Raw genomic sequence first — 23,100 nt, 5'->3', positions numbered from 1 at the left:
TTAAATGCCTGTTAAATCCCGAAAGCCCCCGCGCTGCGAGGCGATAATCCAAACAATCGGAGATCGACCGGGAGGCCGCATGGACGTTCGCAACAACCCCACCATGAGCCGCGCCGCGACGCGCCCCCTGACGTCGCCTGCGACGGGTCCTCTGACCCAGCCGCAGGCGGGAGCGCTGGCCCCTGCCAAGCGTGGCGTGATGGGGCATGCGGCGGACGTCTTCATTGGCGGGGGCGAGGCGCTCCTGGACATGGGCAAGGGCCTCCTCAACATGGTCACCCACCCCGTCCAGACCCTGAAGGGGATCGGGGTCCTGGTCACCAAGCTCGTCACCAATCCGGTCGAAGGCCTCAGCATGATCGGCCACGCCTTCGTCGATCCCTACATGAAAGCGGTGAAGGAAGGGCGTCCCGGCAAGGCGATCGGGCGCGGCCTCGTAGAGGTCGGCTCGCTCTTCATTACCCCCAGCCAAGTGGCGGGGGCCGCCAAGGCGACCGTGACCGGGGCGACGAGCGCCTTCAACACCCTCAAGGCCGGCTCGGGCGTCACCGCCGCGGTCAAGAACGCCTCGCTCGCCGTCAAGATGTCCAGCGAGGGCGCCCAGGTCGCCCAGAAGGCGGCCAAGCTCAGCCAGCTGGGCCATGCGGCGGAGGCGGCCAAGCTTACCCAGTACGCCAAGATGAGCGAACGGGTGGCGTCCATGGCCCGCGGGGGCGACCTGGCTAGGGCGACCCGCTGGGCGCAGACCCTTCAGAACCTCCAGAACATCAACGTCGCCGGGACCATGATGTCGACCTCGGCCATGCTCGCGCACGCGGACACCCTGCTGTCGGCGGGCAACGTCGCGGCTGCGGCTGCAGGCCGCTTCAGCGCGGCCGGTTCGAGCACCCGTGAGGCCGCCATGGTCGCTCCGAGCGCTGCGCCGAAGGCCATCCAGGTGACGAGTGCGGTCCGCGGCGTGGCCGAGGTCCTGCCGGCCACCGAGCGCCTCATGCAGATTGCGGGCACCGTGAGCGTGCGCAGCCCGCTCGCACTTTTGGCGCCTGCCGCCGCGTTGAGCATGGGGCGGGTGTCCGGGGAGTTGCCCGACGTCAAGGCCGTCGGCGAGTTGACGCCCGAGAAGGCACAGGCGATCGCCGCCGAGTATCGCCTCGATCCGGATGTGGAGAACGTCCGCGCCTTCCTCGCCGAGGTCGGCACCTACGAGTCCGGTGCCATCGGGCCCAACCACGGCACCCCCGAGCAGATCAAGCAGATCCAGGCGGCGTTGCGGGTGGCGGGCTACGACGTCACCCCCTCGGGCACCTTCGACGAAGCGACATCGCTCGCCGTCATGCACTTCAAGCAGGAATACGACCTCTACCAGACCTATCGTCAGGCGGACGGCTCCTACGCCGTGAACCAGTACGTGGACGAGCGCACGGCCCAGGCCCTGTACGGGGTCGTCCAGCGGGTGGACGACGTGGTCGCCGCCGTGGAAGCGGACGACGCCGAGAAGGCGGCTCCGGCCGCCACCGAGGCAGCGCCTGTCACCGAGGCTACGGCCGCTGATGCGGGCTGGCAGCAGGTGGCCGCCCGATACAGCCTGCTTGCTACTGCCGAGAACGTGAAGGCCTTCGAGGCCGAGGTCTCGACCTACGACAATGCGGTCGGCCCGCAGAGCACGCAGGCGGACGTGGGCCGGGTGCAGGCGACGCTCGCGCGCCTGGGCTACGCCGTTCAGCCGAGCGGCGCCTTCGACGACGCGACCGCCGAGGCGATCATGGCGTTCAAGAGGCAGGCGGGCATCCGCCAGTCCTACCGGCTCGCCAACGGGGAGCCTGCGATCAACGAGTACGTGGAGCCGACCACCGAGCTGAGGATGCGCGCCGCGCTTCAAGCGCGCGCTTAGAGCATCTCACAAAACCAGGCATGTTACGGCCGTTGGCCGCCGGAGGCGGCTAAGTGGAACAGTTTTGTGAGACGCTCTTGGTTCCCCTTCAGAAGAGACTCAGCTGCTCGAAGCCGGGCGGCAACTTGGGCCCTGGTTGAAGCTCAGGCAGCTTCGCCGGGGCCGCCGGCTTTTCGGGGGCAGGGGCCGTGGGCACCTCGCCGCGCTGCGCGGCGAGGGCGAAGTGGTGCTGGGCGATCTTGCGTTGCTCGCGGTAGTCGGGCATGTGCTTGCCGACCACGGCCCAGTAGGCGCTCGAGTGGTTGGGGTGGATCAGGTGCGCCAGCTCGTGGAGGATGAGGTAGCGTAGCGCCCGCTCGGGCATGCCGTCGATGGCGTGGCGCGAGAAGGTCAGGATCTTGGTCTTGAGGTTGACCTGTGCCAGGCGAGTGTAGCGGGCGTTGCCGATTCGCACCCCTGCGTAGTGGACCTGGACGGTCTCGTCGTTGATGCGGGCCACCATGTCGGTGAGCGCTTCGATCGAGAGGGGCGGGGCGCTTGGAGCGACCGGGAGGGCGGCCAGGGCCGACGATTGCTTTTGCCCCCACTTGGTGAACTTCGCGATCGCTGCGTCTTGCTCGGCGCGCGGCCAGTGGCGGGGAATGGTCATCACCAGGCATGCGCCTCTCAGGCGCGCGCGCGCGGTACGCGCCTTCGTGTAGGTGATCTGGGTCTCCAAGGCATGCCTCCTTGCTTTCCCCCGATTGTAGCACAGCTCGTTTGGCCCCTTCAGGGCCTTTGCGCCTGCCGATCCTTTTTGGCGATCGTCGCCAAGCGCTTGCCGTGCTCAGGGCCTAGCATGGGAGCGAGATTTGCCTGACAGGCAGGCCTCGTTCCCGTCGCTCGACCCTCTGGTGGGGGAGTGGCGCTCCGCGCCGCGCGCTCGGAAGGACGTCCCATGCAGTGGCTCGAAGGACTTTTCTGGAGCTCGGTGGGGGTGGTCTTCTACGCCTACCTCGGGTACGGCGCGATCGTCATGCTCCTGTCGCCGCTCCTTGCTCGCCGTCATTGGATCCTGCCGATCATGCCCTCGGTGACCCTCTTGATCGCTGCCTACGATGAGGAGGCGGTCATCGAGGCCAAGCTCCGCAACTGTCTGGCGCTCGACTACCCGCGCAGCAAGCTGGACATCCTGGTGGTCACCGACGGCAGTTCGGACGGGACCTACGCGATCGCGCGCCGCTTCGCGCCCCAGGGCGTGCGGGTCGAGCACCAGGACGAGCGGCGGGGCAAGCTTCACGCCCTGCAGCGGGTCTTGCCCCTGGCCGAGGGCGAGATCATCGTTTGCACCGACGCCAACACCCTCTTGAACTCCGAGAGCCTGCGGATGATGATGCGCCACTTCGGGGATCCCGAGGTGGGGTGCGTGGCGGGCGAGAAGCGCATCCAGCCCGGGGATCAGGACGTGAGTGCTGGCGAGGGGCTCTACTGGCGCTACGAGTCCTTCCTCAAGCGCCTGGACTCGCGGATGGGGGCAGTGATGGGGGCGGCCGGCGAATTGCTCGCCTTTCGTCGCGCGTGCTACGAGCCCTTGCCGCCGGATACGATTCTCGAGGACTTCGTCCTCTCCATGCGCCTGCTGCAGCAGGGCTTCCGAGTGGTCTACGAGCCGGCGGCCTATGCGCGCGAGACGGCCTCACGCTCGATCGCCGACGAGTTCAAGCGCAAGGCCCGCATCGTGGCGGGCGGCTGGCAGGCAGTTTTTCGGTTGCGTGGCCTGCTGTGGCCTTCACGGCCCCTAGTGACCTTCCAGTACGTCTCGCACCGTCTCTTGCGCTGGCTCGTGGTGCCGTTCCTGCTGCCGCTGCTCCTGGGACTCAACGGCTTCCTTGCTTATCAAGGGGGCGCGCTCTACCGGACCCTGCTCGCGCTGCAGGGGGGCTTCTACCTGGCGGCGGCTTATGGGTGGTTGGTACAGCGGGGCGGGCAGCGAGCGCGCTGGTATTACCTGCCCTTCTACTTCGTGTTCATGAACGTGGCGGCCCTCGCTGGGGCCTGGCGGTTCTGGACCCGGCGCCAGGCGGTGACCTGGGAGAAAGTGCGCCGCTATTCCACGCCTGAAACGTGAGCCGATTCTACCCGGAGACGCGAGACGGCCCCCGGCGCCATGGCGCCGGGGGCCGTCTCGAAGGGTGGATCTGGGTTTAGAGCTTACCCATGATCTTGGCTTCGAGCTGAGCCTTGGGCATGAAGCCCACCACGCGCTCGGCAGCCTCGCCGTTCTTGAACAGGATCATGGTGGGGATGCTCATGACGCCGTACTGCTGAGCGGCCTGGCCGTTGGCGTCGATGTCGATCTTGACGATCTTGAGCTTGTCTTGGTGCTCGGTGGCCATCTCTTCGAGGACCGGCGCGATCATGCGGCAGGGACCGCACCAGGTGGCCCAGAAGTCGACGAGCACGGGCTTGTCGGCCTCGAGGACTTCCTTCTGGAATTCGGCGTCGGAAACGGCGATGGGCTTGCTCATGGTTAAACTCCTCCGTTGGGCGAATAGGTGCCCTATTGTACCTCCCTCAAGGAAGGGTTGCCAGGGCGATCGCTACAAGCGAGCAGTCATGCGCCTTGGGGGTTGCCGGGCGAAAGTCGATCAAGAAACAATCGAGAATAGGCATTGATCTTTTTGCTTAGGCTATGCTAGTCTTAAGATCTCGCGCCTGGAGAGGTGGCTGAGTGGCTGAAAGCGCCTTCCTGCTAAGAAGGTATACTGTGTTAAACGGTATCGGGGGTTCGAATCCCCCCCTCTCCGCTCCGAGTTTCCCCTCGGACAAGCATCGCGACTCGCTTGCGAGCCTCGTATGTTTGTAGTACAGTGGGAAAGTACACCGGGTTTAGCCATCCGGTGACGTGTGCGGCCATAGCTCAGCTGGATAGAGTGTCTGGCTACGAACCAGAAGGTCGGGAGTTCGAATCTCTCTGGCCGCGCCAAAAATAAAGAAGCGGGTTTCAGTGTAATCACTGAAACCCGCTTCTTTATTTTTGCGAAAATCCTCAGGATACCTCACTGACGCTATCGCTCATTCGCTGGTCCTCCTACCGCAGGATCTTTTCAGTGCTCCCGTTGAGTTCACGCGGCACTAGTTCTTCATGCCTAGCTGGTCTTCTAAGAGAGCGCTATCTATCTTCACATCAAGGTCCTGTCCTTCGATTTGCTCCAGGATCTTCGCAATGCTGTCGTTTCCATAAAAACCGCTCGAGAACGAGAAGGCCGGATCTTTGCTCCCCTTTGCATAAAACGAGAGCAACATGGTGCCCGACTCTTTCCTGACCTTGATTTTACGTAGGTCCTCGAAGGCAATGAACTGCGTCTTCCAGCCGACAATGCGGATTCCTTCAGACGTGATCTCGAATCGACTACGAAGCCAGTAGTAGGCCATTGGTACTAGGAAAGCCAATTCGGTCAAAATGCCGATCAGCAGCCCAAAACCCCGCACATTAGGTTCGAGGTCTGCAGCGGCTTTCAGGATGATGACGCCGTTTATGATGCCCGCGAACATGAGTATCAGAAACAGGGTTGGACGAGGGCGCATGCTCCATGAGCTCTTGGGTGTAGTGGTGATCATTAATGCTGGTCCTTATCTGTGTAATTATTGTTTGTATTTAGAATAATATTTGATTTGATTTTTCCCATCAAGATGGCTGTGACTTGGGTGATGGAATAAAAGCAAAGTCTATCCATCTCAAGGTTGCTCTCGGCCTACGGCCGACGGGTGGCATGAACCCAGAAAACAAAGCGAGAGCAAGGGCTGGTTCTATCCCAGTTGCTTGCTCTTGTTATGAAAGTTCGATAGTCGTCTCTCTGGCCGCGCAACAATAAAAAAGAGGCTGGATCGAAGGGTCCAGCCTCTTTTTTATTTGCTCACTTAGTCGTTCAGGCACGATGCTCATCGGCTGAGATGGCCTGCGCTCAGCCTATCAATCTCAACTCCTAGACCACTACTGAGATGCTGTGGGACGGTTGGCTCCGCCTTGGGGGTCTGGGGGTGAGCTACCGTGCCCCCGCCAGGGACGTCGCGGCCAATCGCTCCTGGATCTGCTCGAACAGCTCCGGGGAGGTGCTCCGTTGGAGCTTGGACAGATGGGCAGCGCGCTCTGCGGGTGAGAGCGCAGGCAGCATGTACGCTGCGTTGCGCAGGATGTCGTGGGGGGCCAGGGCCGCAACGAAACGTCCCATCATCGCGCCCAGGTCCCCTTGGCTTTCGCAGGCCCAAAGTCGAGGTTGCACGTCGCTCTCTTCTCGGTCTTGGTGGGCGAGGTAGTCGCTGATGTAGCGGTTCAGGGCGCGGTAGAACCCGAGACCTGCGGTGTGTGACTCGGGTTCGGCCGTCTCGAGGCGCGATAGTTGGTGCTCAAGTTCGTCCAGGCGGTGCTCGAGTTCTGCGTGCTCCGATTCGAGGGGCGGTAGTTCGTCTGGTACGTGGAGGCCGAGCACGGGATGCAGGAAGTCATCCTCGTGCCGGGCGTGATCGCGCAGGAGCGCGGCCACCTCGGTGAACGCCGCGCGCAAGCGTGCCAGCGCTTCGGGGTCGGAAACATCGGTACTGCCGGCCAGGACCGAGACGTTGAAGAGTTCTCGGCGCAAGGCTTTGTGAATGTTGGTATAGAAATCGATGCCGGACATGGCGCACCTCTCAAGGGGGGATGACGTGGCCATGGTAGGGGGCTAGAGGAAGACCGTATTGTAAAAACCCGACGTGCCCGGATGATTGTTGAAATGCTGCGCCAACATGCTGGGTGGTTGAGAGAGAAGGCTTTCGGGTGAGTGGCCTGCGAGTGCCTGAAATTCCTTGATCAGATGGCTCTGGTCGCTGTAGCCCGTCTGCTGAGCGACGGCGGCCCACGATAGCCCTCGGGCGCCGTAACGGATGGCCGCCTGGAATCGGACGATCCGAGAGAACTGCTTGGGACTTGTCCCGATGATTTGTCTGAACCTGCGCTCGAGCTGGCGCTCGCTGATCAGGTAATCACGCGCCAAGGCTTTCACCTGGACCTGCCCCTCGTGTTTTCGGATGTTGTCGACGGCATTTCTGATGAGCGGGTCCCAGGATGCTGCATTGCGCTGCCCAAGGAGGAAGCGCTGGACGATCCAGAGGCGGTCCGGTGCGGTCGTCGCGTCATGCAGTTGCGCCTCAACGGTGCGAATGAGATGGGCCGGTAGGATGTCGGCCAAGTCGAAATGGCGGTTGTAGAAGGCATCGAGCGACTCTCGCAAGATCGTCGCCGCTCCCCAGGGGGTAAAGCGAACCATGACCGCCCTTAGCGTGTTGTCGGCCCCATACTCTTGGGCCTGATTCTGCATGCCGGTCATCCCGCTACGCGTGACCCGGCGCTCGGCCCCCTGGCCGCTCGTCACTGCGCCGCCGAACTGAAAGCAGGCGACAGGCGAGGTGCCGGGTAGGATGGTCAGGCGCGGAGGCTCGGGCACCTCGGCGACCCAGACGGCATCGATCACGTCGGCCAGCGGGGCCGCAGGCGAGAAACGCTGAAGGCGCACGGCGTCGTCAACTCCTTGGAAGCGTCGGGCTGGTCATGAGGGTGATTCCCCTTGCGCGCCCTGCCTTAGGCTTGGTTGCTCATGTAGGCGACCCAGTCCTTGACGAGTTTTTCGAAGAGGGGCTTTTTGGCTTGGATGTCGTCCATGCCGTGGAACTTGATCTCGCGCCGGCCGACGTGCTTGCCTTCCAGGATGCCGATGCTGTCGTCGATGGGCATGTCGTCCGGGAAGAGGAAGATGAGGTGGACGAAGGCCTGGGAGCGAGGGTGGAAGGCTGCCATGTCCTTTTGCTGGTAGTGGTAGCTCGGCGCGTTCCACTTGATGCGTTCGGCAAGCCGGCCATCGGCGTTCAGGATGATGGCTCGTACGGCCTCGAACTCGGCCTTGAGCGGATGCTCGAGTGCTTGCAGGTATTGCTCGACGGCCTCCTTGGGATCCGAGACTTTCGCGGTCTTCCTGGCGCTGGGCATGGGGGGCTCCTTTTTGGGGGCTCGTTTCCTGGAACGACCCGCCTGCTTCTGGCTTTGAGGCGGCGCGCGTGTTAAATTGAGGAGTTGCCTCTTCACCCTTTCATAAAGGTACCCGAGACCATGGACATTGTACGCGCAGACGCGGCGGCGAACACCGAGAAGGTGGCCGGCCGGGACTTCATCCGCGAGATCATCGACGAAGACCTCCGCACGGGCAAGCACAAGGAAGTCGCCGTGCGCTTCCCCCCGGAGCCGAACGGCTACCTGCACATCGGGCACGCCAAGTCGATCTGCCTGAACTTCGGCATCGCCCAGGAGTACGGCGGTCGTTGTCACCTGCGCTTCGACGACACCAACCCCACCAAGGAAGAGGTCGAGTACGTCGACTCCATCCAGGAAGACGTGAAGTGGCTCGGCTTCGACTGGGGCAAGCACCTCTACTACGCCTCGGACTACTTCGAGCGGATCTACGGCTTCGCCGTCGAGCTGATCAAGAAGGGCTTGGCCTACGTCGATAGCCAGACCGCCGAGGAGATGCGCGCCAACCGCGGTACCCTCAAGGAGCCCGGCACCAACAGCCCGTTCCGCGATCGCTCCGTCGAGGAGAACCTCGATCTGTTCGCGCGGATGCGCGCCGGTGAGTTCGAGGACGGCGTCCACATCCTGCGCGCCAAGATCGACATGGCCTCGCCCAACCTCAACCTGCGCGATCCGGCCCTGTACCGCATCCGCCACGCGCACCACCACCGCACGGGTGATGCGTGGTGCATCTACCCGATGTACGACTTCACCCACCCGATCTCGGATGCCATCGAGGGGATCACCCACTCGATCTGCACCCTCGAGTTCGAGGATCACCGTCCCTTCTACGACTGGGTGCTCGACAACATCACCATCCCCTGCCACCCGCAGCAGATCGAGTTCGCGCGCCTGAACATGACCTACACGGTCATGAGCAAGCGTAAGCTGCTCGAGCTGGTGAACACCAAGATCGTGCGCGGCTGGGACGACCCCCGCATGCCCACCATCTCGGGCATGCGTCGCCGGGGCTACACCCCCAAGGCCATCCGCGACTTCTGCGCGGGCATCGGCGTGACCAAGGCCAACGGCACGGTCGACTTCGCGCTGCTCGAGCACTACGTGCGCAACGACCTCAACTTCACCGCGCCCCGCGTGATGGTCGTGACCCGTCCGCTCAAGGTCGTGATCGAGAACTACCCCGAAGGCCAGGTCGAGTTCTTCGAGGCCGACAACAACCCCGAGGACGCCTCGGCCGGCACCCGCAAGGTGCCCTTCTCGCGGACCCTCTACATCGAGCAGGAGGACTTCCGGGAGGATCCCCCCAAGAAGTACTTCCGCCTCTTCCCCGGTGGCGAAGTGCGCCTGAAGCACGCCTACTTCATCACCTGCCGCGAGGTGATCAAGGACGCGAACGGCGAGATCGTCGAGGTGCGCTGCACCTACGACCCTGCCACCCGTGGCGGCGACTCGCCGGACGGCCGCGTGGTCAAGGGCACCCTGCACTGGGTCTCGGCCGAGCACGCGGTGCCCGCCGAGGTGCGCCTCTACAACCCGCTGCTCAAGGTGCCGGTCGCGACCGGTGACTACGAGAGCGACTTCGACCCCAACTCGATCGAGGTCCTGTCGGACTCGGTGGCCGAGCCTTACCTCAAGGAGGCCAAGGCGGGCGATCGCTTCCAGTTCCTACGGATGGGCTACTTCTGCATGGATCCGGACACCACCGCCGATCGGCTCGTGTTCAACCGCACCTCCACCCTCAAGGACACCTGGGCGAAGGTGGAGAAGAAGCAGTAGCTTCCGCCCGATCCCTCTGACGAACGCCCCCGACCACACGGTCGGGGGCGTTCGCGCTTGAGGCGCCTAGCGGCTACGGCCAGCGATTGGAGGCGGCCGACGGGCGGCGGCGTCCCTGGCCGGGGGGGACGATGACCACCGCGGGCGTGCGCTTGAAGTGGGGCTGGAGCTTGCGGAACGCCCAGTAGCCGAGGGCTGCGATGAGGGCGAGCTTGATCACGCTGCCGAGCAAGGCGAAGACGAGGCCCAGCACGACGAAGGCGACGGTGCCGACGGCGAGGCCCGCGCCGATCGCGAGGACGGGGTGGCGCTTGGTCCAGGTCAGGCGCCCCTGCCAGTGGCGGCGCACGCGGACGCTGCTGCCGCCCAGGCGGCGACCGTAGCGCTCGGCGGCGATCTCTCCGACGAAACGAAGGGCGGTGGCCAGACGGATCAGCTTGCGGGTGTTCATGTGATTCCTCCTTGAGATGCGTCCTCGGAGGCCCCAAAAACAAGAAGGGGAGCAGGACCTCGCGAGAACAGGCAATGCCTGTCCACTGCATCCGGTCTTGCTCCCGAGCGATTCGCTCGTCGCTGGCGCCGGGCCCGAAGGGCCGTGTTGACGACGCCGGCGCTGCACGTGGCAGCGGCTACTCCCCAAATTGATGAACGCTCCCATTATCGGTGAGCGGTGGCAGTTGTCAAGGGGCTTGATCCGCCGACGCGACAGGCAAGATCGGACACCTCGGAGCCGATATAAGGCATAATCAAATGAAGGTTAATCACTCGTAAAGAAGAGGAGGGTGCCCATGGGTTTCGCGCGCCGTCGTGCCCCGCGCTGGATTGCTTCTTCGCTCGTCCTGCTCGCGCTCGGGGGCTGCGGCCTCGCGCCGCAAGGGGCGCTGACGACCGGTGCCGATGCCCAGGCCGAGGCCAATGGCCTCTTCTCGCCGAAGTTGCCGAGCGATCGCCCCCTGGAGGCCGCTGAGCGCGCGGGCGGCTTCGAGGAGTTCCTGAAGGTGGCGACCCTCGAAGCCCTCAAGTGGGACAAGAAGGCCCTTTTGAGCGGTGCTCAGGCGGTCCACGTCGACGCCGCGGCCGGTAAGGCGGGCGGCACCCAGTTCACTTACCTCTTCACCGCCGGCCGCAACGGCCTTCAGGTGAGCATCTCGGGCAACAACGTAGCCTTCGAGAAGGCCAAGGCCGGCACTCCCTTCGAGGCGGGCGCGCGCGTCACGGCTCCACAGGCCATCCAGACGGCGCTCGCCACCGGCCAGATCGCGGGCGAGGCCTTCATCGTGGCGCTCGTTCAGCCGAGCACGGCCAAGGTCCCGGTCTTCGTCGTGATGGAGCACAAGCCCGAGGGACGTCGGGTCGTCGTCAACGCTCGCACCGGTCTTGCGCTCGGCGCTGCCGAGCAGACGCTCTAAGGGAGGCTCGAAATGGCACGTCGCATGACCCACCGCGTCGGTATCGGAGCGCTGCTCGCCCTGTTCGCCTTGAGCGGCTGCGGGGTGACGAGCGGATCGCCTCTTTCGACCGGGGGCGCGAACCAGGGAGCGAACGATACGAGCATGATGGCGGCGCGCAAGGCCGGCCGGGTCCAGAAGGACGCCGTGCTCGTCAAGCTCAAGAACCTCGCCGATGCCGAGGCGGTCGCCAAGGCCCACGGTCTCGAAGTCTCGCGCCGCATCAACGGCATCCAGGTGGTCGAGCTTCGCACGGCGGCCAAGGCTCCGGCCGCCGATTGGCTGGATGTGACCCTTCGCAAGCTCGGTTCCGATTCGCGGGTCGCCTTCGCCGAGCCGAACCTATCGCTGCGTTTCAAGGCGACCACCTCCGACGAGGTGGGTTCGAACGTCGCGCTGGAAGGTGGGGCTGGCGAGGATCCGCTGCGCCGCCTCCAGTACAGCCTCGATGCCATGCAGGTGGAGAAGGCCTGGCAGACGACGCGCGGCGACAAGAAGATCGTGGTGGCGGTCATCGACTCGGGGGTCGATGCCAAGCACAAGGATCTCAAGGCCAATCTCTCGGCTGATGCCTACGACGCCTTCAGCGATCGCAAGGGCCTGGACGCGGCCTCGCCCGAGATGGTGAGCCGCCTGGGCGGCCGCTTCGCCGCCCTCGGCCACGGGACGCACGTGGCCGGCATCATCGGCGCGGTGGCGGGCAACAAGGTGGGCATCACCGGGGTCGCGCCCAACTGCACCATGATGCCGATCAAGATCTTCCCCGGCCTCTCGCTCAAGCCCGATCCGCGCTTCGCGGGCCAGGACCAGGAGAGCGTCATCGCGGGGGTCGTGGCGCAGGGGATCGTCTACGCGACCGACCACGGCGCACAGATCATCAACATGAGCCTGGGCTTCCCCCACGAGAGCCAGGCCCTTGCCGCCGCGGTCCAGTACGCCCTCCAGAAGAACGTGACGGTGCTGGTGGCCGCGGGCAACGAGCGCCTGGAAGGCAGCCCCGTCAACACCCTGGCCAACCAGCCCGGCGTCATCGGGGTCGGCGCCACCGACGAGGACGATCGCGTCACCTTCTTCTCGAACGCCGGCAAGTACGTCTCGATCTCGGCCCCCGGTTCGCGGGTCCTCTCGACCATGCCGAGCCTCTTCAACGGCCTGGTGTCCAAGCCCTACCAGTACATGGACGGCACGAGCATGGCCTGCCCGAACGCCGCCGGGGTCGCGGCCCTCGTCAAGAGCGTGAAGCCGAACCTGTCGCCCGCCCAGGTCAAGGACATCCTCGAGAAGTCGGCCGACGATCGCGGCCCGGCCGGCTACGATACCGACTACGGCCACGGCCGGGTGAACGCCGAGCGGGCAGTGGCGCTCGCCAAGGCGATCTAATTGGTTCAAATAGGGGCTTCTCTTGGCGCGACGCTTGTGGTAGACTGATCTAGTCGGTCGGGATCAAGTCCCTACGACGTGTGCGGCCATAGCTCAGCTGGATAGAGTGTCTGGCTACGAACCAGAAGGTCGGGAGTTCGAATCTCTCTGGCCGCGCCAAAACTGAAGAAGCGGGTCTCAGGATTTTCCTGGGCCCGCTTCTTCCTTTCCGGAGTTCGAACGGGAGATCTCGAAATGCTGAGGCTGCTTGCCTTGTTCATGGTGCCGGCGGTATGGGGGGTGGGGTTCCTGGCGACCCGCTGGGGCCTTCAGGGGCTCGGTCCTTTCTGGCTGACCGAGGGGCGCTTCTTGCTCGCGGCCCTGCTCGCCGCCCCGTTCTTTCCCTGGAAGCAGTTCAAGGAGTGGCCCGCAGCATTGGTGGCGGCCGCGATGCTGCTGACGGGCATGCTGCTGCAGACGATCGGCCTCGCGCACACCACCGTCGCCAAGAATGCCTTTTTGACGGCCCTCTACGCCATGTTCATCCCCGCCATCGGCGCCGCCTTCTTGAAGCACCGCATCCGGGCCCTCGATTGGGGCATGCTCGCCGCGGCCCTCTTCGGGGTGGCCCTCATGTGCGAGCTGAGCATGGACGCCCTGAACCTGGGGGATTGGCTGACCCTGGCCTGCGCGGTGGTCTTCGCGCTGCACATCCTCTGGCTCGATCGTTGCGCCCGCCGCACGAAGGACGTGCTGCAGTTCGGTCTCGCTCAGGTGATCGGGGTCGGGGCGCTCGGTTTGCCGGTGGCCCTGGTGGCCGAAGGGCTTCCGATCTGGAGCGGCACCTCGGCGCTGCCGGTGATCGGCCTCTTGTACTTGACCCTGCTGAGCACCCTCTTCTCGTTCGTGCTCCAGATCTGGGTCCAGAGCAAGTTCGTTCCGCACGTGGCGGGCCTCGTCTTCTTGCTCGAGTCCCCCATCGCCGCCGTGGCCGCGCTGGCCATCCTGGGCGAGGCGATGACGCCCGCCGGCTTTGCGGGATCGCTCCTGATCTCGATCTGCGCGGTCGTGCTCGTCAGGCGCAGCCGCGAAGTATCTCAGCCTGCGCCTGAAACCCCCGTCCTGAGCGCCTCCTGAACCTATGTAAAGCTCCTTTAGATCTTCTTAACGATCCTTTTACTGAAATTTCGCAAGTTCGCCGGCGGAGACCCCGATAATCTAGCAGCATTACATTGCCGCCGTCCTGGCTGCACGCATTAGGAGTCTCACCTTGGCCAACTTCCACCCCTTGCTCCGCCGCGCTTCCCTCCTGGCCGCGATCCTTGCGATCGCCGGTTGCGGCAGCGTCTCGACCCTTCAGGCACCCCAGGTCACGACCTCTTCGATCGTCGAGGCCAAGGCGGTACCGCCCCAGAGCGCGTTCAAGGTCGTCAAGGCTACGGTGATCCAGCTGCTGCCGGATGACAACGTCGGCCTGACCCACCAGAACTTCAAGGTCCGCGCCATCACCCCGAACGAGGGCCGGGTCTACGAGGTCAACAACAGCACGACCCACGGCTCCAAGGTTCCCAACCTCAAGGTGGGCGATGTCCTCGAGATCCGCGGCACCACGTACCAGAACAAGGACAAGTACGGCCTGCACTGGACCCACAAGGCGGACAAGGCCGGCGACGCCGGCTACATCAAGACCGCCGACGGCAAGATCTACGAGTAATTCAACCAAAACGAGAGAGGGGCCCGCATCCAGCGGGCCCCTCTCTCGTTTTGGTTGAATTACTGGATCAGCGCCCCTTCGACGGGGGTGACCCCCTCCACCAGGACGCGCGTGATGCGCAGGTGCTCGATCTCTTCGACCTTGAAGGTGACGCCGTTCTCTTCGATGCTGTCCCCGATCTGCGGGGCGTGGCCCAGGCGGGTGTAAAGCCAGCCGCCCACGATGTCCTCCTCGGCTTCGATCTCGAGGCCGAAGAGCTCGTTGAGGTCGTCCACCAAGAGCAGGCCGTCCACCGAGAAGGCGCTGCCCTTGCGCTCGATGCGGGGCCGCTCGTTGTCGAACTCGTCCTGGATCTCGCCGACGATCTCTTCGAGGATGTCCTCGACCGTCAGCATGCCGGCGGTGCCGCCGTACTCGTCCATGACGAGGGCCATGTGGGCCTTGGCCTTCTGCATCTGGCGCAGCACCTGGCTGATCTCGAGGCTCGCGGGCACCGCCATGAGCGGGCGGGTGATGCGGGTGAGGTCCTGGTGCTTGGCGGCGTAGAGGTCCTTGATGTGGACGAAGCCAACGATATTGTCCTTGTCGCCGTCGCAGACGGGGTAGCGGGTGTGCTGCTCTTGCTCGGCGATGGCGAGCAGCGCCTCGAAGGGCTCGTTGCGGTCGAGGCAGATCATGTCCACGCGGGGCACCATGATCTCGCGGGCCACGCGCTCGGCGAAGTGGAAGACCCGCTCGAACAGCGCCATCTCGTGCTCGTCGATGTGGCCGCTCTTGGCGCTCTCCTTCATGAGGATGCGGATCTCGTCTTCGGTGTGAGCTGCTTCGTTCTCGGCCACGGGCGGGACGCCGAGCATGTGCAGGAAGCGGTTCGACATGCCGTTGAGGATCCAGATGGCCGGGTAGACGAGGTTGTAGAAGAGCTTGAGGGGCCAGGCGACGAGCAGCGTCGTGTCCTCGGCCTTGCGAATGGCGAGCGTCTTGGGGGCCTGCTCACCGATCACGATGTGCAGGGCGGTGATGACGGTGAAGGCGATCGCGAAGGCGATGGTGTGCGTGAGGGCCGCGGGGGCCCCTATCGCAGCGAGGCCGGGGGCGATCAGCGTCGCGATCGCTGGTTCGCCGAGCGCACCGAGGGCGAGCGAGGAGAGCGTGATGCCGAGCTGACAACCAGAGAGGTAGGCGTCCAGGTTCTCGATGATGTGCTGCGCGACACGCGCCTGAGAGTTGCCATCGGCACTGAGCTGCTGGAGACGGCTCGGCCGGACTTTGACCATGGCGAACTCTGCGGCAACGAAGAAACCGTTTAGCAGGGTGAAGAACAGAACGAGAAAAAGGTTCCAGCTGGTACTCGCAACGTCCATTGTGTGGTCCCACCTGATCGGTGGATTTCGCTCCTTTCGCGTAAACGCCGCATGGGCGGCCCCTCTAGTTTAGCATAGCCCGCCATACCAAGTGGTCAGGGCTTTATCTCGAAGCGCTCCCTTGCTTCGCCGCCCACCTTGCCGATTGACGGCGCTACGGGCGCCGTGTTCGAATGGCGGTGCTTCGGGCCGGAGGGTCTGGGTTATCGGAACAAGTAACCCCAGGCTCGGATTTTGCCCGAAGTTTTCTTTTCGGGGAGAGGCCATGGCGACGCCCCAAGACCAGCCGATTCTGGGTTCGGCGCAAGTACCCAACAGCGCCGGGGGCTTCGCCTGGGCGGTCGATGACTGGCGCCGCCTCGATCGCTTCCTCATCCTGGGCAGCGAGGGCGGCAGCTACTATGCCAGGAGCGCGGCCCTCACGCGCGAGAATGCGGAGGCCGTTCTGCACTGCCTCGCCGAGGACGGCCCTCGAGCCGTCGCGCGCATCGTCGCCATCAGCGAGGCCGGGCGCGCGCCCCGCAACGACCCGGCGCTCTTCGCCCTGGCCCTCGCGGCTGCGACGGGTGATGCCGAGACCCGCTCGCTCGCGCTTGCCGCCCTGCCGCGCGTGGCGCGGATCGGTACCCATCTCTTCCACTTCATGGCTTACGTCGAAGGCTTGCGCGGCTGGGGCAGGGGCCTCAGGCGAGCCATCGGCGCGTGGTACAACGACAAGACGCCGGACGAGCTCGCCCACCAGGTCATCAAGTACCGGCGGCGGGATGGCTGGAGCCACCGGGACGCCCTGCGTCTCTCGCACCCCATCCCCGGAACGAGCGCCCATGCGGCCCTTTTCCACTGGGTCACCCAACAGTCCGCAACTGCCGATCAAGAGCTGCCCGCACTGCTTACGGCCTTCGAGGCCATGCGCCGCGCCGAGACGTCCGAAGAGGTCGTCGCCCTGCTCGCGGCCCATCGCCTGCCGCGCGAAGCCGTGCCGACCCGCTGGCTCGATCGCGCCGAGGTCTGGGAGGCGCTGCTCGCAGCGATGCCCATGGAGGCCATGGTACGACAGCTCGCGGCCATGGCCCGCGTCGGGCTGTTGCGGCCCCGCTCGGAGGCGTCTCGGCTGGTGTGCGAGCGGCTAGGAGACGGCGAGCGCCTGAGGCAAGCGCGGCTTCATCCCATCAAGCTGCTTGCCGCCCTCGCCACCTATCGCCAGGGGCACGGGGTGCGCGGCCTGGGCGGGCCCTGGGAGCCGGACCCTGCGATCGTGGATGCGCTCGACGGGGCGTTTTATCAAGCTTTCGGCAACGTCGCGCCGAGTGGCAAGCGCATCGTGGTCGCCGTGGACGTCTCGGGCTCCATGGACGCGGGGCAAATCGCGGGGGTGCCGGGGCTGACCCCGCGGATGGCCGCGAGCGCCCTGGCGTTGGTCACGACGGCCACCGAGCAGGACGTCACGGTGATCGCCTTCAGCGATCGGATGGTGCCGCTCGCCCTCTCGGCGCATCAGCGCCTGGACGACGTGATGCGCCTGAGCGCGGCGATTCCCTTCGGAGGGACCGATTGCGCCCTGCCGATGCTCTGGGCCCTCGAACACGGGGTCGAGGCGGATGCCTTCGTGATCCTGACCGACAGTGAGACCTGGGCCGGCGACGTGCATCCGAGCGAGGCCCTCGCGCGCTACCGCGCGCGCACGGGCATCCCCGCCAAGCTCGCGGTGGTCGGCATGGTCTCGAACGGCTTCTCGATCGCAGACCCTGCCGACCCCGGCATGCTGGACGTGGTCGGCTTCGATACGGCGGTGCCCCAGCTGCTGTCGGATTTCATCGCGGGCTGGCCGCGCTGAGGGCTTGCTGCGCGCTCAGGACGGGCACTTCTTGAAGCCACCGTGCGAGTGATGCCGTTTCGCTACCGGTCGCGACCACCCGCAGGACGCGCCCCTCGTCGTCGCGCAGCCGAGAGAGACTGCCCCGGTCGTGAACCACCTCGTCCCAGGTACCGTGCTCGCCGGGTAGCGGCGTGGTCGTGGCGACGGCCCACTGGGCGATCTTGACGGTGATGGCGTAGTTCGTCATGGCGAAGGGTGTATCCTGACCGCTCGTGAGCGCCCGGGCGATGTGGCGGGCCTGCTCGCCGATGGGCTTGATGAAGGGCAGGTAGAGGCCCGACTCGAACTCGGCGCAGTCCCCCAGGGCGTAGACGTGCGCATGGGCCTTGAGCTGGGCGTCGAGGCGCACCCCGCGCCCGACGGGAAGCCCCGCGTCCTTGGCGAGCTGTGCGTTGGGGCGCAGGCCCACCGCCGAGAGCACGGTACCCACGATAAGCTCGGTGCCGTCCGAGAGCTTGGCACGCAGGGTGCGATCGCTCAGGCGTTCGAGCGACGAGAGGGTGCGCCCCCAGTGGAAGGTACCGCCTACTTGCTCAAGGGCGGTCGTCACGAGGGCGCCTGCGCTCGGGGGCAGAAGGCGGGGCAGGGGGCCGGGACCGGGATCGACCACGTGGACCGTATGGCCGCTCGCCAAGAGGTCCGAGGCGAACTCCATCCCGATGAGCCCGCCTCCGATCAGGAGCACGGGAGCCTCGGCGTGGAGGGCGTCGCGGAAGCGCCGGTAGTCGTCCAGGTGATTGACGGTGAGGACCGCGTCACGCGCCCCTGCGACCTCCGGCACGAAGGGGGAGGCGCCGGTGGCGAGGACCAGGTCCCGGTAAGCGAGGGTGCTGCCGTCGTCGAGCGTCAGCCGCTTCGCTTCAGGCTCCAGCTTCACGACCGAGCGGCGTGCGAGGACCTCGATGCCGAGGGCGCGAAGCTCCTCGGCTCGCGCCCGGATCAGGTCGTCGGGGCGCTTCCCGAGGCGCAGGGCGGTCGAGAGCATGGGCTTGGGGTACTGGTGAGCGTCATCCTGGGTGACGAGGGTGATGGCGACGTCAGGGGAAAGTTGACGGAGCTCGCGGGCGACCGTCAGGCCGCCCAACCCCGCCCCGATGATGACGATGGGGTCCATGGCTAGATCTCCTCGAAATCTTCCTTGCCTACGCCGCACTCCGGGCAGCTCCAGGTGTCGGGCACGTCCTCCCAGCGGGTGCCGGGGGCGATCCCGCTGTCGGGATCCCCGAGGGACTCATCGTAGATGTGGCCGTCGACGACGCAGCGAAACTTACGCATGGCTTTTCTCCTTACTTGAGGCCTTCGAGGGCCTGGCGGTAGCGGTTGGCGTGGCGCTCTTCGACCTTGGTGAGAGCGGCGAAGCGCTTCTCGGCGAGCTTCAGGGCCTGGCGGAAAATCTCGGCGTGCTCGCGGGACTCGTCTTCTTGCTCGCTGAACTCGGCTGCAGCGGCGGCTTCCTGCTCTTCGACGGCCTTCTGGCGGAAGGCCGGGTACATGGTCGTGTACTCGTAGGTCTCGCCCTCGATGGCGAGCTCCAAGATGCGCGAGAGGCTGAGTGTCTCCTTGGGATAGAGCAGCTCCAGGTGGCTGAAGGCATGGGCCGTCTCCTGGTGGGCGGTCTCCTCGAAGAGCTTGGCGATCTCCTCGTCGCCCAGCTCGCGGGCGATCTTGGCGAAGTAAAGGTACTTGCGGTTGGCCATGGCCTCGCCGCCGAACGCGGCTTCCAGGTTCTGACGGGTCACGGTGCGGTTCAGCGGGGTTTCCATCACGGCGCTCCTTTTAATTGAAGTAGATTTAGAGTAATTCTAAATCAGTGAGAAATAAAAAAGAGGCGAGGGCGTCGCGCTCTTGAATTCTCTCTAACTTTAGAATCATTCTAAGGATCTGTCAACCCCCTTCTTGCGGAGCAAGACCGAAGATTTCCAGATAGCGCTGCACGCGCGCTTCCAGGGTCGGCAGGGGGGCCACCTCGGCACAGATCCAATCGGGCCGGTAGTTGCGGCAGACCGCAGGGCGCGTCTCGTAGATGCCGCACAGGTGGTCGGGGCCCAGGTGGTCGCAGGGCACGCCCAGTGGTTTTTTCAGGGTGCTGATGTCGGGGGCCGCGCAGCAGGCGCCGCACGCGACGCATTGGTAGATGCCGGGGGCGGGGGATACCTCGAAGGGAATTTCAGGAGTGTTCATTTCGTCGTTTTATCTCAAGACGCGTGGGGCGCGCTGGGTCGTCATGGGCGGTGGAAGGGGCGAGACGATCGAGCGAGGCTCGGCCTTGCTTGAAAGGAGGAGGCATGAGGGGACGATGCTGGCGCGGGCTCTCGCTGAGCCTGCTGTTGGTGGCGGTGGCGGGGTGTGCGGCCGCACAGCCAGGCGACGTGCGAAGCCCCGAGAAGGCCCCGCCTCGTGTCCTGCCGCACCTCAGCGCGATGCCCGGCGAGGCCGGCAGTGGTCCCCTGGTTCAGCCCCAGGTCTTGCCCGCGCCGGGCGGCAGGTCGACCGCGTACCCAGCGGGCACCGTCTTTGCGACCGGAACGGTGCGCGTCACCATCGGGCCCGGCGGGGTGGTGACGCCGGCGCACATTTACCTGCGCCCCAACACCACGACGATCATCACCAACCAAGACTCGGTGACCCGCACCTTCGTGGGCTTCGGTGGGGCCACGGACGTGCTCGGGCCCATCGCGCCGGGCGAGAGCTTCACCAAGGGCTGGCACTATCCAGGCACCTGGAGTTTCCGGGACGCCTCGACGCCGAACGCGCCGACCTTCACCGTCACCGACGTGCCCGAGTAGAAGGCTAGAAGCCGAGGATCTCCTTGGCCCGGTTGAGGTTACGGATGAACTCGGGCGAGACGTCCGGGTTGCGGTCCGGGTGGAAGGCCTTGGTCAGCATCCGGTAGGTGGTCCGCAGGTGGTCGGGCGTGGCGGTGCCGGGGGCGTGGAGGATGGCGAGCGCCCACTCCCGGTCGGGGTTGGCCTTGTTGACATTGAAGCCGAACATGGACCGCCCGCCGTTCGCACCCTCGCGGCGGCCTTCTTCCCAGCCGTCGCGGCGGCCGCGGTCGTAGGCGTTCATGACGTCGGCGGCCGATTCGGCCTTGCCTTCCTTCACGCCTCGCTCGTAGGCCTGGTTGACCTCGACCTGCAGTTCGGCGCGGCCCATCGAGCGGCCTCGGTCGTAGGCGTTGCGCGCCTCTTCGCCGCCGGCCTTGAAGCCGTCCTGGCGACCGCGCTCGTAGGCTTCTGCCAGCTCGTTCGAGGTCTCGCGGCCGTCGCGCAGGCCGCGCTCGTATGCCTGGTTGAGGTCCTCGGTGAGCTCGTTGCGGCCGGCTTCGCGGCCACGCTCGTAGGCTTCGTGGAGGCCGCTCTCGACGGTTTCCGGGGTGGGATGCTCGGCGAGCGCCTCCATGCGGCCTCGCTGGTAGGCCTCGTCGGCGCCCTCGCGGGCCTGGTGCACCAGGCGCTGGATGTCGCGCACGACCGTATCCAGCGAGACGGGTGGGGCCTCGCCGTCGATGGCTTCGGGGGCCGGGACGGTAGGGGTGATGAAGCCGACGCGCAGCTGCTGGAGCTGCTCGGCACGGCGACGGACCCGCTCGGCCTCGGCCGAAGCGATGGCCGTCTTCCAGGCGGCTTCCTTGCTGAGGGCCGCCCGGGGGATGTCGCAGCGGCGCGCGATTTCAGCGAGGGTGATGGCGGTGTCGCCTTCTTGAAGCAGGTCGGTCAGGGCCGCCTGGATTTGCTCCCAGCGCAGTTCGCGGGTCGCAAGTCGGACTTGTTCACTCATCTGAGAGATCGCCTCCGGGTGAGATGATGACGAGATTCCACTTCTATCCTACGAGAGCGCGCTTCGCTTGCGCCGTAACGGACGCCACACAACAAAAAGCGCGCCTGTGCTCCCCTCAAGAGTCGTGCGGCGCGGGAATGCGCAGATAACGTGCCGCCGTGACCAGGAGCGCGGCTCCCACCCCGGCGAGCGCAATCCAGCCGGCGCCCGGGTAGAGCCGGTTCACCAGGCTTTCGAGCACGAGCAGGAAGCCCGTCATGACGAGGCTGACGAGGATGCCGCCGTAGAGGCCCTTGGTGAAGATGGAGTTGAGCTCCTTGCGCGCGAGGTTCTTGACCATGGCCTCGATGGCCTGGGCGTCGGCGCCCTGAATCTTGGTCTCGACCAGCCCCCGCACGTCGATGAGCCGGGCGAGCCGCGGCGCCTCGCGCTGGGCGGCGGCCAGGAGCTGCTGCTCGATGGTGCCGTGGATGCGGGTGAGCCGCTCTTCGCCGAGCCGGTCGCGCAGGCGGCCGATGGGCTTGGAGAGGACGAAGGAGGCGCCCTGGCCGATCAGGCTCTGGAGCTGGCGCTGCAGGCCCGCCTCGCGCAGCAGGTCGAAGCCGAAATCCACGGCGTCGCGGACGGGGCCCTCTTGGCTCGCGCTCGAAAGGTCCTCGGCCGAGAGGGCGCGCAGCCCCGCGGGCAGGAACTCTTCGAGCGGCGCCGAGCGGAAGCGCGCGAGCAGGTGGTTCGCCCACTGCTGGAGGGTCGTGCGGGTGGTGGGGCTCGACAGCACCTGGGAGACGAGGCCCTTGAGGTCCCGGCGCAGGTCGGCGGGGATGGTGGCGTAGCGGGTGCCGAGCGGGGTGCCCGCGATCTCGGTGATGGCCTGGTCGAGCTTTTGGTACAGGCGATCGCGGTTGGCCGGGTCGCTCAGGCTCTCGCGGAAGCGCGCGACCTGACCGGGCAGGATTTCGAGCAGCTTGCGGCGGTAGTGGGCCTTGTTCTCGCGGTAGGTGGTGCGGATGAACCAGCCCACCAATTCGTTGAGCAGGCCCTGGCGCGGCAGGTCCTCGATGAAGCCTTCGACGCTGTCGAGCACGTAGCGATCGAGCCAGGCCTGGGTGTCGGGGCGCTTGAGGCCTTCTTCGAGCGCTTTGAGCCAGTCCGGGATGCGCTGGCGGGCCTCGGCGCGCAGGCTCGAGAGGGTTTCTTCGGAGAACATGGTCCCGGGTGCGCCCAGGCCCGCAAGCCAGGTGTCGATGCGCTCGGCGTTCAGCTCGGGCGTGTCGGCGAGGCCTTCGAGCCGGCTTTCGATCATCCGGCCGATGGCCTCCCACACGCCGGGGGCGAGCAGCTCGTCCATGCGCATGGCCTTGCGCTCGACCATCAGGCGGGTAAGGACGAAGGCGCAGCGCTCGCGGACCTCGGGGCTGTTGGCGAGCGAGGCCAGGTACTCACCGCACCAGGAGCTGACGACGCGAATCTCCTCGTCGAGGGCCTTGGGGTCGCTCAAGAGCTCGCCCAACAGCTCGCGGACCGAGGGCAGGTCGCGGTCGACGAAGCGGTCCACCTCACGGGCGACGTTCTCGCGGATCTTGGCGGCCATCTCGGGGCTCGTGATGAACGAGGCGAGCGTCTCCTCGGAGAGCAGGCGGTCGGCGATGGAGTTCGCCACCTGCCGCGCGAGGGCCTCCTGGCGTGCGGGCAGCACGCCGTGGAGCTTGAGGCCGGCGAAGCGCTTGGCGGTGTAGGGCCTGAAGAGGAGCTGCACCGCGCCGAAGTCCACCAGGCGGCCCGTGAGGCCGCCGATGATCACGGCGAGCAAGAGCTCATGCAGGAGAAGGGCATCGATCATGCCCTTATTCTA

General features: G+C 65.6%; 23 protein-coding genes and 3 tRNA genes. 12 read left to right on the top strand and 14 right to left on the bottom strand.

Going from position 1 to position 23,100, the window contains the following annotated elements:
- Nucleotides 1-79: 79 nt before the first annotated feature.
- Nucleotides 80-1,891, top strand: a complete 1,812-nt coding sequence (locus tag J7643_09975) for a peptidoglycan-binding protein (protein MBO9540904.1) — start codon at nt 80-82, stop codon at nt 1,889-1,891.
- An 88-nt stretch (nt 1,892-1,979) separates the two neighbouring features.
- On the opposite strand, the gene J7643_09970 is transcribed toward J7643_09975, so the two are convergent.
- Nucleotides 1,980-2,609 (bottom strand): M48 family metallopeptidase, encoded by a 630-nt coding sequence (locus tag J7643_09970; protein MBO9540903.1) that lies wholly within the window; start codon nt 2,607-2,609, stop codon nt 1,980-1,982.
- Between the two features lie 219 nt (nt 2,610-2,828).
- Here J7643_09970 and J7643_09965 point away from each other — a divergent pair, with 219 nt between their 5' ends.
- Nucleotides 2,829-3,998, top strand: a complete 1,170-nt coding sequence (locus J7643_09965) for a glycosyltransferase family 2 protein (protein ID MBO9540902.1) — start codon at nt 2,829-2,831, stop codon at nt 3,996-3,998.
- Between the two features lie 76 nt (nt 3,999-4,074).
- On the opposite strand, the gene trxA is transcribed toward J7643_09965, so the two are convergent.
- The gene (gene trxA / locus J7643_09960; protein ID MBO9540901.1) at nt 4,075-4,398 is read right to left on the bottom strand and encodes a thioredoxin; all 324 of its coding nucleotides are present in this window, start codon (nt 4,396-4,398) and stop codon (nt 4,075-4,077) included.
- Nucleotides 4,399-4,587: 189 nt separating this feature from the next.
- Between trxA and J7643_09955 the strand changes: the two genes are divergently transcribed.
- Both J7643_09955 and J7643_09950 read left to right on the top strand, forming a co-directional pair.
- Nucleotides 4,588-4,677, top strand: a tRNA-Ser gene (locus tag J7643_09955).
- A gap of 102 nt (nt 4,678-4,779) precedes the next feature.
- A tRNA-Arg gene (locus J7643_09950) sits at nt 4,780-4,856 on the top strand.
- Between the two features lie 149 nt (nt 4,857-5,005).
- On the opposite strand, the gene J7643_09945 is transcribed toward J7643_09950, so the two are convergent.
- The 4 genes from J7643_09945 to J7643_09930 form a co-directional block, all read right to left on the bottom strand.
- Complete coding sequence (locus J7643_09945; GenBank protein ID MBO9540900.1) at nt 5,006-5,458, bottom strand: hypothetical protein; 453 nt, start codon at nt 5,456-5,458, stop codon at nt 5,006-5,008.
- Nucleotides 5,459-5,916: 458 nt separating this feature from the next.
- Complete coding sequence (locus tag J7643_09940; protein MBO9540899.1) at nt 5,917-6,549, bottom strand: hemerythrin domain-containing protein; 633 nt, start codon at nt 6,547-6,549, stop codon at nt 5,917-5,919.
- 42 nt (nt 6,550-6,591) lie between these two features.
- Nucleotides 6,592-7,422 carry a helix-turn-helix transcriptional regulator gene (locus J7643_09935; protein ID MBO9540898.1) on the bottom strand — a complete coding sequence of 277 codons (831 nt, stop codon included), beginning with the start codon at nt 7,420-7,422 and terminating at the stop codon, nt 6,592-6,594.
- Nucleotides 7,423-7,487: 65 nt separating this feature from the next.
- A complete protein-coding gene (locus tag J7643_09930) occupies nt 7,488-7,892 on the bottom strand; it encodes a DUF1801 domain-containing protein (protein ID MBO9540897.1) in 405 nt (134 codons plus the stop codon).
- Nucleotides 7,893-8,012: 120 nt separating this feature from the next.
- Here J7643_09930 and J7643_09925 point away from each other — a divergent pair, with 120 nt between their 5' ends.
- The gene (locus J7643_09925) at nt 8,013-9,707 is read left to right on the top strand and encodes a glutamine--tRNA ligase/YqeY domain fusion protein (protein ID MBO9540896.1); all 1,695 of its coding nucleotides are present in this window, start codon (nt 8,013-8,015) and stop codon (nt 9,705-9,707) included.
- Nucleotides 9,708-9,780: 73 nt separating this feature from the next.
- On the opposite strand, the gene J7643_09920 is transcribed toward J7643_09925, so the two are convergent.
- Entirely contained in the window at nt 9,781-10,158 is a 378-nt protein-coding gene (locus tag J7643_09920; protein MBO9540895.1) for a hypothetical protein, read from the bottom strand.
- A 337-nt stretch (nt 10,159-10,495) separates the two neighbouring features.
- Between J7643_09920 and J7643_09915 the strand changes: the two genes are divergently transcribed.
- The 5 genes from J7643_09915 to J7643_09895 all read left to right on the top strand — a co-directional run bounded on the left by J7643_09915 (nt 10,496) and on the right by J7643_09895 (nt 14,228).
- A complete protein-coding gene (locus J7643_09915; protein MBO9540894.1) occupies nt 10,496-11,116 on the top strand; it encodes a hypothetical protein in 621 nt (206 codons plus the stop codon).
- 12 nt (nt 11,117-11,128) lie between these two features.
- Nucleotides 11,129-12,535 (top strand): S8 family serine peptidase, encoded by a 1,407-nt coding sequence (locus J7643_09910; GenBank protein MBO9540893.1) that lies wholly within the window; start codon nt 11,129-11,131, stop codon nt 12,533-12,535.
- Between the two features lie 82 nt (nt 12,536-12,617).
- Nucleotides 12,618-12,694, top strand: a tRNA-Arg gene (locus J7643_09905).
- Nucleotides 12,695-12,769: 75 nt separating this feature from the next.
- On the top strand, nt 12,770-13,651 hold the full coding sequence (locus tag J7643_09900; protein ID MBO9540892.1) for a DMT family transporter: 882 nt from the start codon (nt 12,770-12,772) through the stop codon (nt 13,649-13,651).
- Between the two features lie 133 nt (nt 13,652-13,784).
- Nucleotides 13,785-14,228 (top strand): DUF3465 domain-containing protein, encoded by a 444-nt coding sequence (locus tag J7643_09895; GenBank protein MBO9540891.1) that lies wholly within the window; start codon nt 13,785-13,787, stop codon nt 14,226-14,228.
- 59 nt (nt 14,229-14,287) lie between these two features.
- Here the strand turns inward: J7643_09895 and J7643_09890 are convergent, their stop codons facing one another.
- Nucleotides 14,288-15,592: an HlyC/CorC family transporter gene (locus J7643_09890; GenBank protein ID MBO9540890.1), complete on the bottom strand. Its 1,305-nt coding sequence runs from the start codon at nt 15,590-15,592 to the stop codon at nt 14,288-14,290.
- Nucleotides 15,593-15,857: 265 nt separating this feature from the next.
- On the opposite strand from J7643_09890, the gene J7643_09885 reads away from it, so the two are divergent.
- Nucleotides 15,858-17,426: a TROVE domain-containing protein gene (locus J7643_09885; GenBank protein MBO9540889.1), complete on the top strand. Its 1,569-nt coding sequence runs from the start codon at nt 15,858-15,860 to the stop codon at nt 17,424-17,426.
- On the opposite strand, the gene J7643_09880 is transcribed toward J7643_09885, so the two are convergent.
- The 4 genes from J7643_09880 to J7643_09865 all read right to left on the bottom strand — a co-directional run bounded on the left by J7643_09880 (nt 17,404) and on the right by J7643_09865 (nt 19,649).
- A complete protein-coding gene (locus J7643_09880; protein ID MBO9540888.1) occupies nt 17,404-18,582 on the bottom strand; it encodes an FAD-dependent oxidoreductase in 1,179 nt (392 codons plus the stop codon). The two genes, J7643_09885 and J7643_09880, sit on opposite strands and share 23 nt — an antisense overlap.
- Before the next feature lie 2 nt (nt 18,583-18,584).
- Nucleotides 18,585-18,743, bottom strand: coding sequence for a rubredoxin (locus J7643_09875; GenBank protein ID MBO9540887.1), 159 nt, complete (start codon nt 18,741-18,743; stop codon nt 18,585-18,587).
- Nucleotides 18,744-18,754: 11 nt separating this feature from the next.
- Nucleotides 18,755-19,231 carry a rubrerythrin family protein gene (locus J7643_09870; protein ID MBO9540886.1) on the bottom strand — a complete coding sequence of 159 codons (477 nt, stop codon included), beginning with the start codon at nt 19,229-19,231 and terminating at the stop codon, nt 18,755-18,757.
- Between the two features lie 121 nt (nt 19,232-19,352).
- Nucleotides 19,353-19,649, bottom strand: coding sequence for a YkgJ family cysteine cluster protein (locus J7643_09865; GenBank protein MBO9540885.1), 297 nt, complete (start codon nt 19,647-19,649; stop codon nt 19,353-19,355).
- 104 nt (nt 19,650-19,753) lie between these two features.
- Here J7643_09865 and J7643_09860 point away from each other — a divergent pair, with 104 nt between their 5' ends.
- The gene (locus J7643_09860) at nt 19,754-20,254 is read left to right on the top strand and encodes a hypothetical protein (GenBank protein ID MBO9540884.1); all 501 of its coding nucleotides are present in this window, start codon (nt 19,754-19,756) and stop codon (nt 20,252-20,254) included.
- Nucleotides 20,255-20,258: 4 nt separating this feature from the next.
- Here J7643_09860 and J7643_09855 read toward each other — a convergent pair whose 3' ends face one another.
- Both J7643_09855 and J7643_09850 read right to left on the bottom strand, forming a co-directional pair.
- Nucleotides 20,259-21,248 (bottom strand): hypothetical protein, encoded by a 990-nt coding sequence (locus J7643_09855; protein MBO9540883.1) that lies wholly within the window; start codon nt 21,246-21,248, stop codon nt 20,259-20,261.
- 115 nt (nt 21,249-21,363) lie between these two features.
- Nucleotides 21,364-23,088 (bottom strand): DUF445 family protein, encoded by a 1,725-nt coding sequence (locus J7643_09850; protein MBO9540882.1) that lies wholly within the window; start codon nt 23,086-23,088, stop codon nt 21,364-21,366.
- Between the last annotated feature and the right edge of the window lie 12 nt (nt 23,089-23,100).

It is taken from the genome of bacterium (assembly GCA_017744355.1).
Classification (GTDB): Bacteria; Cyanobacteriota; Sericytochromatia; order S15B-MN24; family UBA4093; genus JAGIBK01.
The sequence above is the reverse complement of the archived record's forward strand: the minus strand, read 5'-3'. Positions and strand labels throughout refer to the sequence as shown.

Excerpts from the sequence above, each read along its gene's own strand:
- J7643_09855 (MBO9540883.1), bottom strand. The coding sequence starts at position 21,248 with ATGAGTGAACAAGTCCGACTTGCGACCCGCGAACTGCGCTGGGAGCAA.
- J7643_09890 (MBO9540890.1), bottom strand. The coding sequence starts at position 15,592 with ATGGACGTTGCGAGTACCAGCTGGAACCTTTTTCTCGTTCTGTTCTTC.
- trxA (MBO9540901.1), bottom strand. The coding sequence starts at position 4,398 with ATGAGCAAGCCCATCGCCGTTTCCGACGCCGAATTCCAGAAGGAAGTC.
- J7643_09930 (MBO9540897.1), bottom strand. The coding sequence starts at position 7,892 with ATGCCCAGCGCCAGGAAGACCGCGAAAGTCTCGGATCCCAAGGAGGCC.
- J7643_09920 (MBO9540895.1), bottom strand. The coding sequence starts at position 10,158 with ATGAACACCCGCAAGCTGATCCGTCTGGCCACCGCCCTTCGTTTCGTC.
- J7643_09850 (MBO9540882.1), bottom strand. The coding sequence starts at position 23,088 with ATGATCGATGCCCTTCTCCTGCATGAGCTCTTGCTCGCCGTGATCATC.
- J7643_09975 (MBO9540904.1), top strand. The coding sequence starts at position 80 with ATGGACGTTCGCAACAACCCCACCATGAGCCGCGCCGCGACGCGCCCC.
- J7643_09940 (MBO9540899.1), bottom strand. The coding sequence starts at position 6,549 with ATGTCCGGCATCGATTTCTATACCAACATTCACAAAGCCTTGCGCCGA.
- J7643_09900 (MBO9540892.1), top strand. The coding sequence starts at position 12,770 with ATGCTGAGGCTGCTTGCCTTGTTCATGGTGCCGGCGGTATGGGGGGTG.
- J7643_09965 (MBO9540902.1), top strand. The coding sequence starts at position 2,829 with ATGCAGTGGCTCGAAGGACTTTTCTGGAGCTCGGTGGGGGTGGTCTTC.
- J7643_09910 (MBO9540893.1), top strand. The coding sequence starts at position 11,129 with ATGGCACGTCGCATGACCCACCGCGTCGGTATCGGAGCGCTGCTCGCC.
- J7643_09915 (MBO9540894.1), top strand. The coding sequence starts at position 10,496 with ATGGGTTTCGCGCGCCGTCGTGCCCCGCGCTGGATTGCTTCTTCGCTC.
- J7643_09925 (MBO9540896.1), top strand. The coding sequence starts at position 8,013 with ATGGACATTGTACGCGCAGACGCGGCGGCGAACACCGAGAAGGTGGCC.
- J7643_09880 (MBO9540888.1), bottom strand. The coding sequence starts at position 18,582 with ATGGACCCCATCGTCATCATCGGGGCGGGGTTGGGCGGCCTGACGGTC.
- J7643_09945 (MBO9540900.1), bottom strand. The coding sequence starts at position 5,458 with ATGCGCCCTCGTCCAACCCTGTTTCTGATACTCATGTTCGCGGGCATC.
- J7643_09865 (MBO9540885.1), bottom strand. The coding sequence starts at position 19,649 with ATGAACACTCCTGAAATTCCCTTCGAGGTATCCCCCGCCCCCGGCATC.
- J7643_09870 (MBO9540886.1), bottom strand. The coding sequence starts at position 19,231 with ATGGAAACCCCGCTGAACCGCACCGTGACCCGTCAGAACCTGGAAGCC.
- J7643_09875 (MBO9540887.1), bottom strand. The coding sequence starts at position 18,743 with ATGCGTAAGTTTCGCTGCGTCGTCGACGGCCACATCTACGATGAGTCC.
- J7643_09860 (MBO9540884.1), top strand. The coding sequence starts at position 19,754 with ATGAGGGGACGATGCTGGCGCGGGCTCTCGCTGAGCCTGCTGTTGGTG.
- J7643_09885 (MBO9540889.1), top strand. The coding sequence starts at position 15,858 with ATGGCGACGCCCCAAGACCAGCCGATTCTGGGTTCGGCGCAAGTACCC.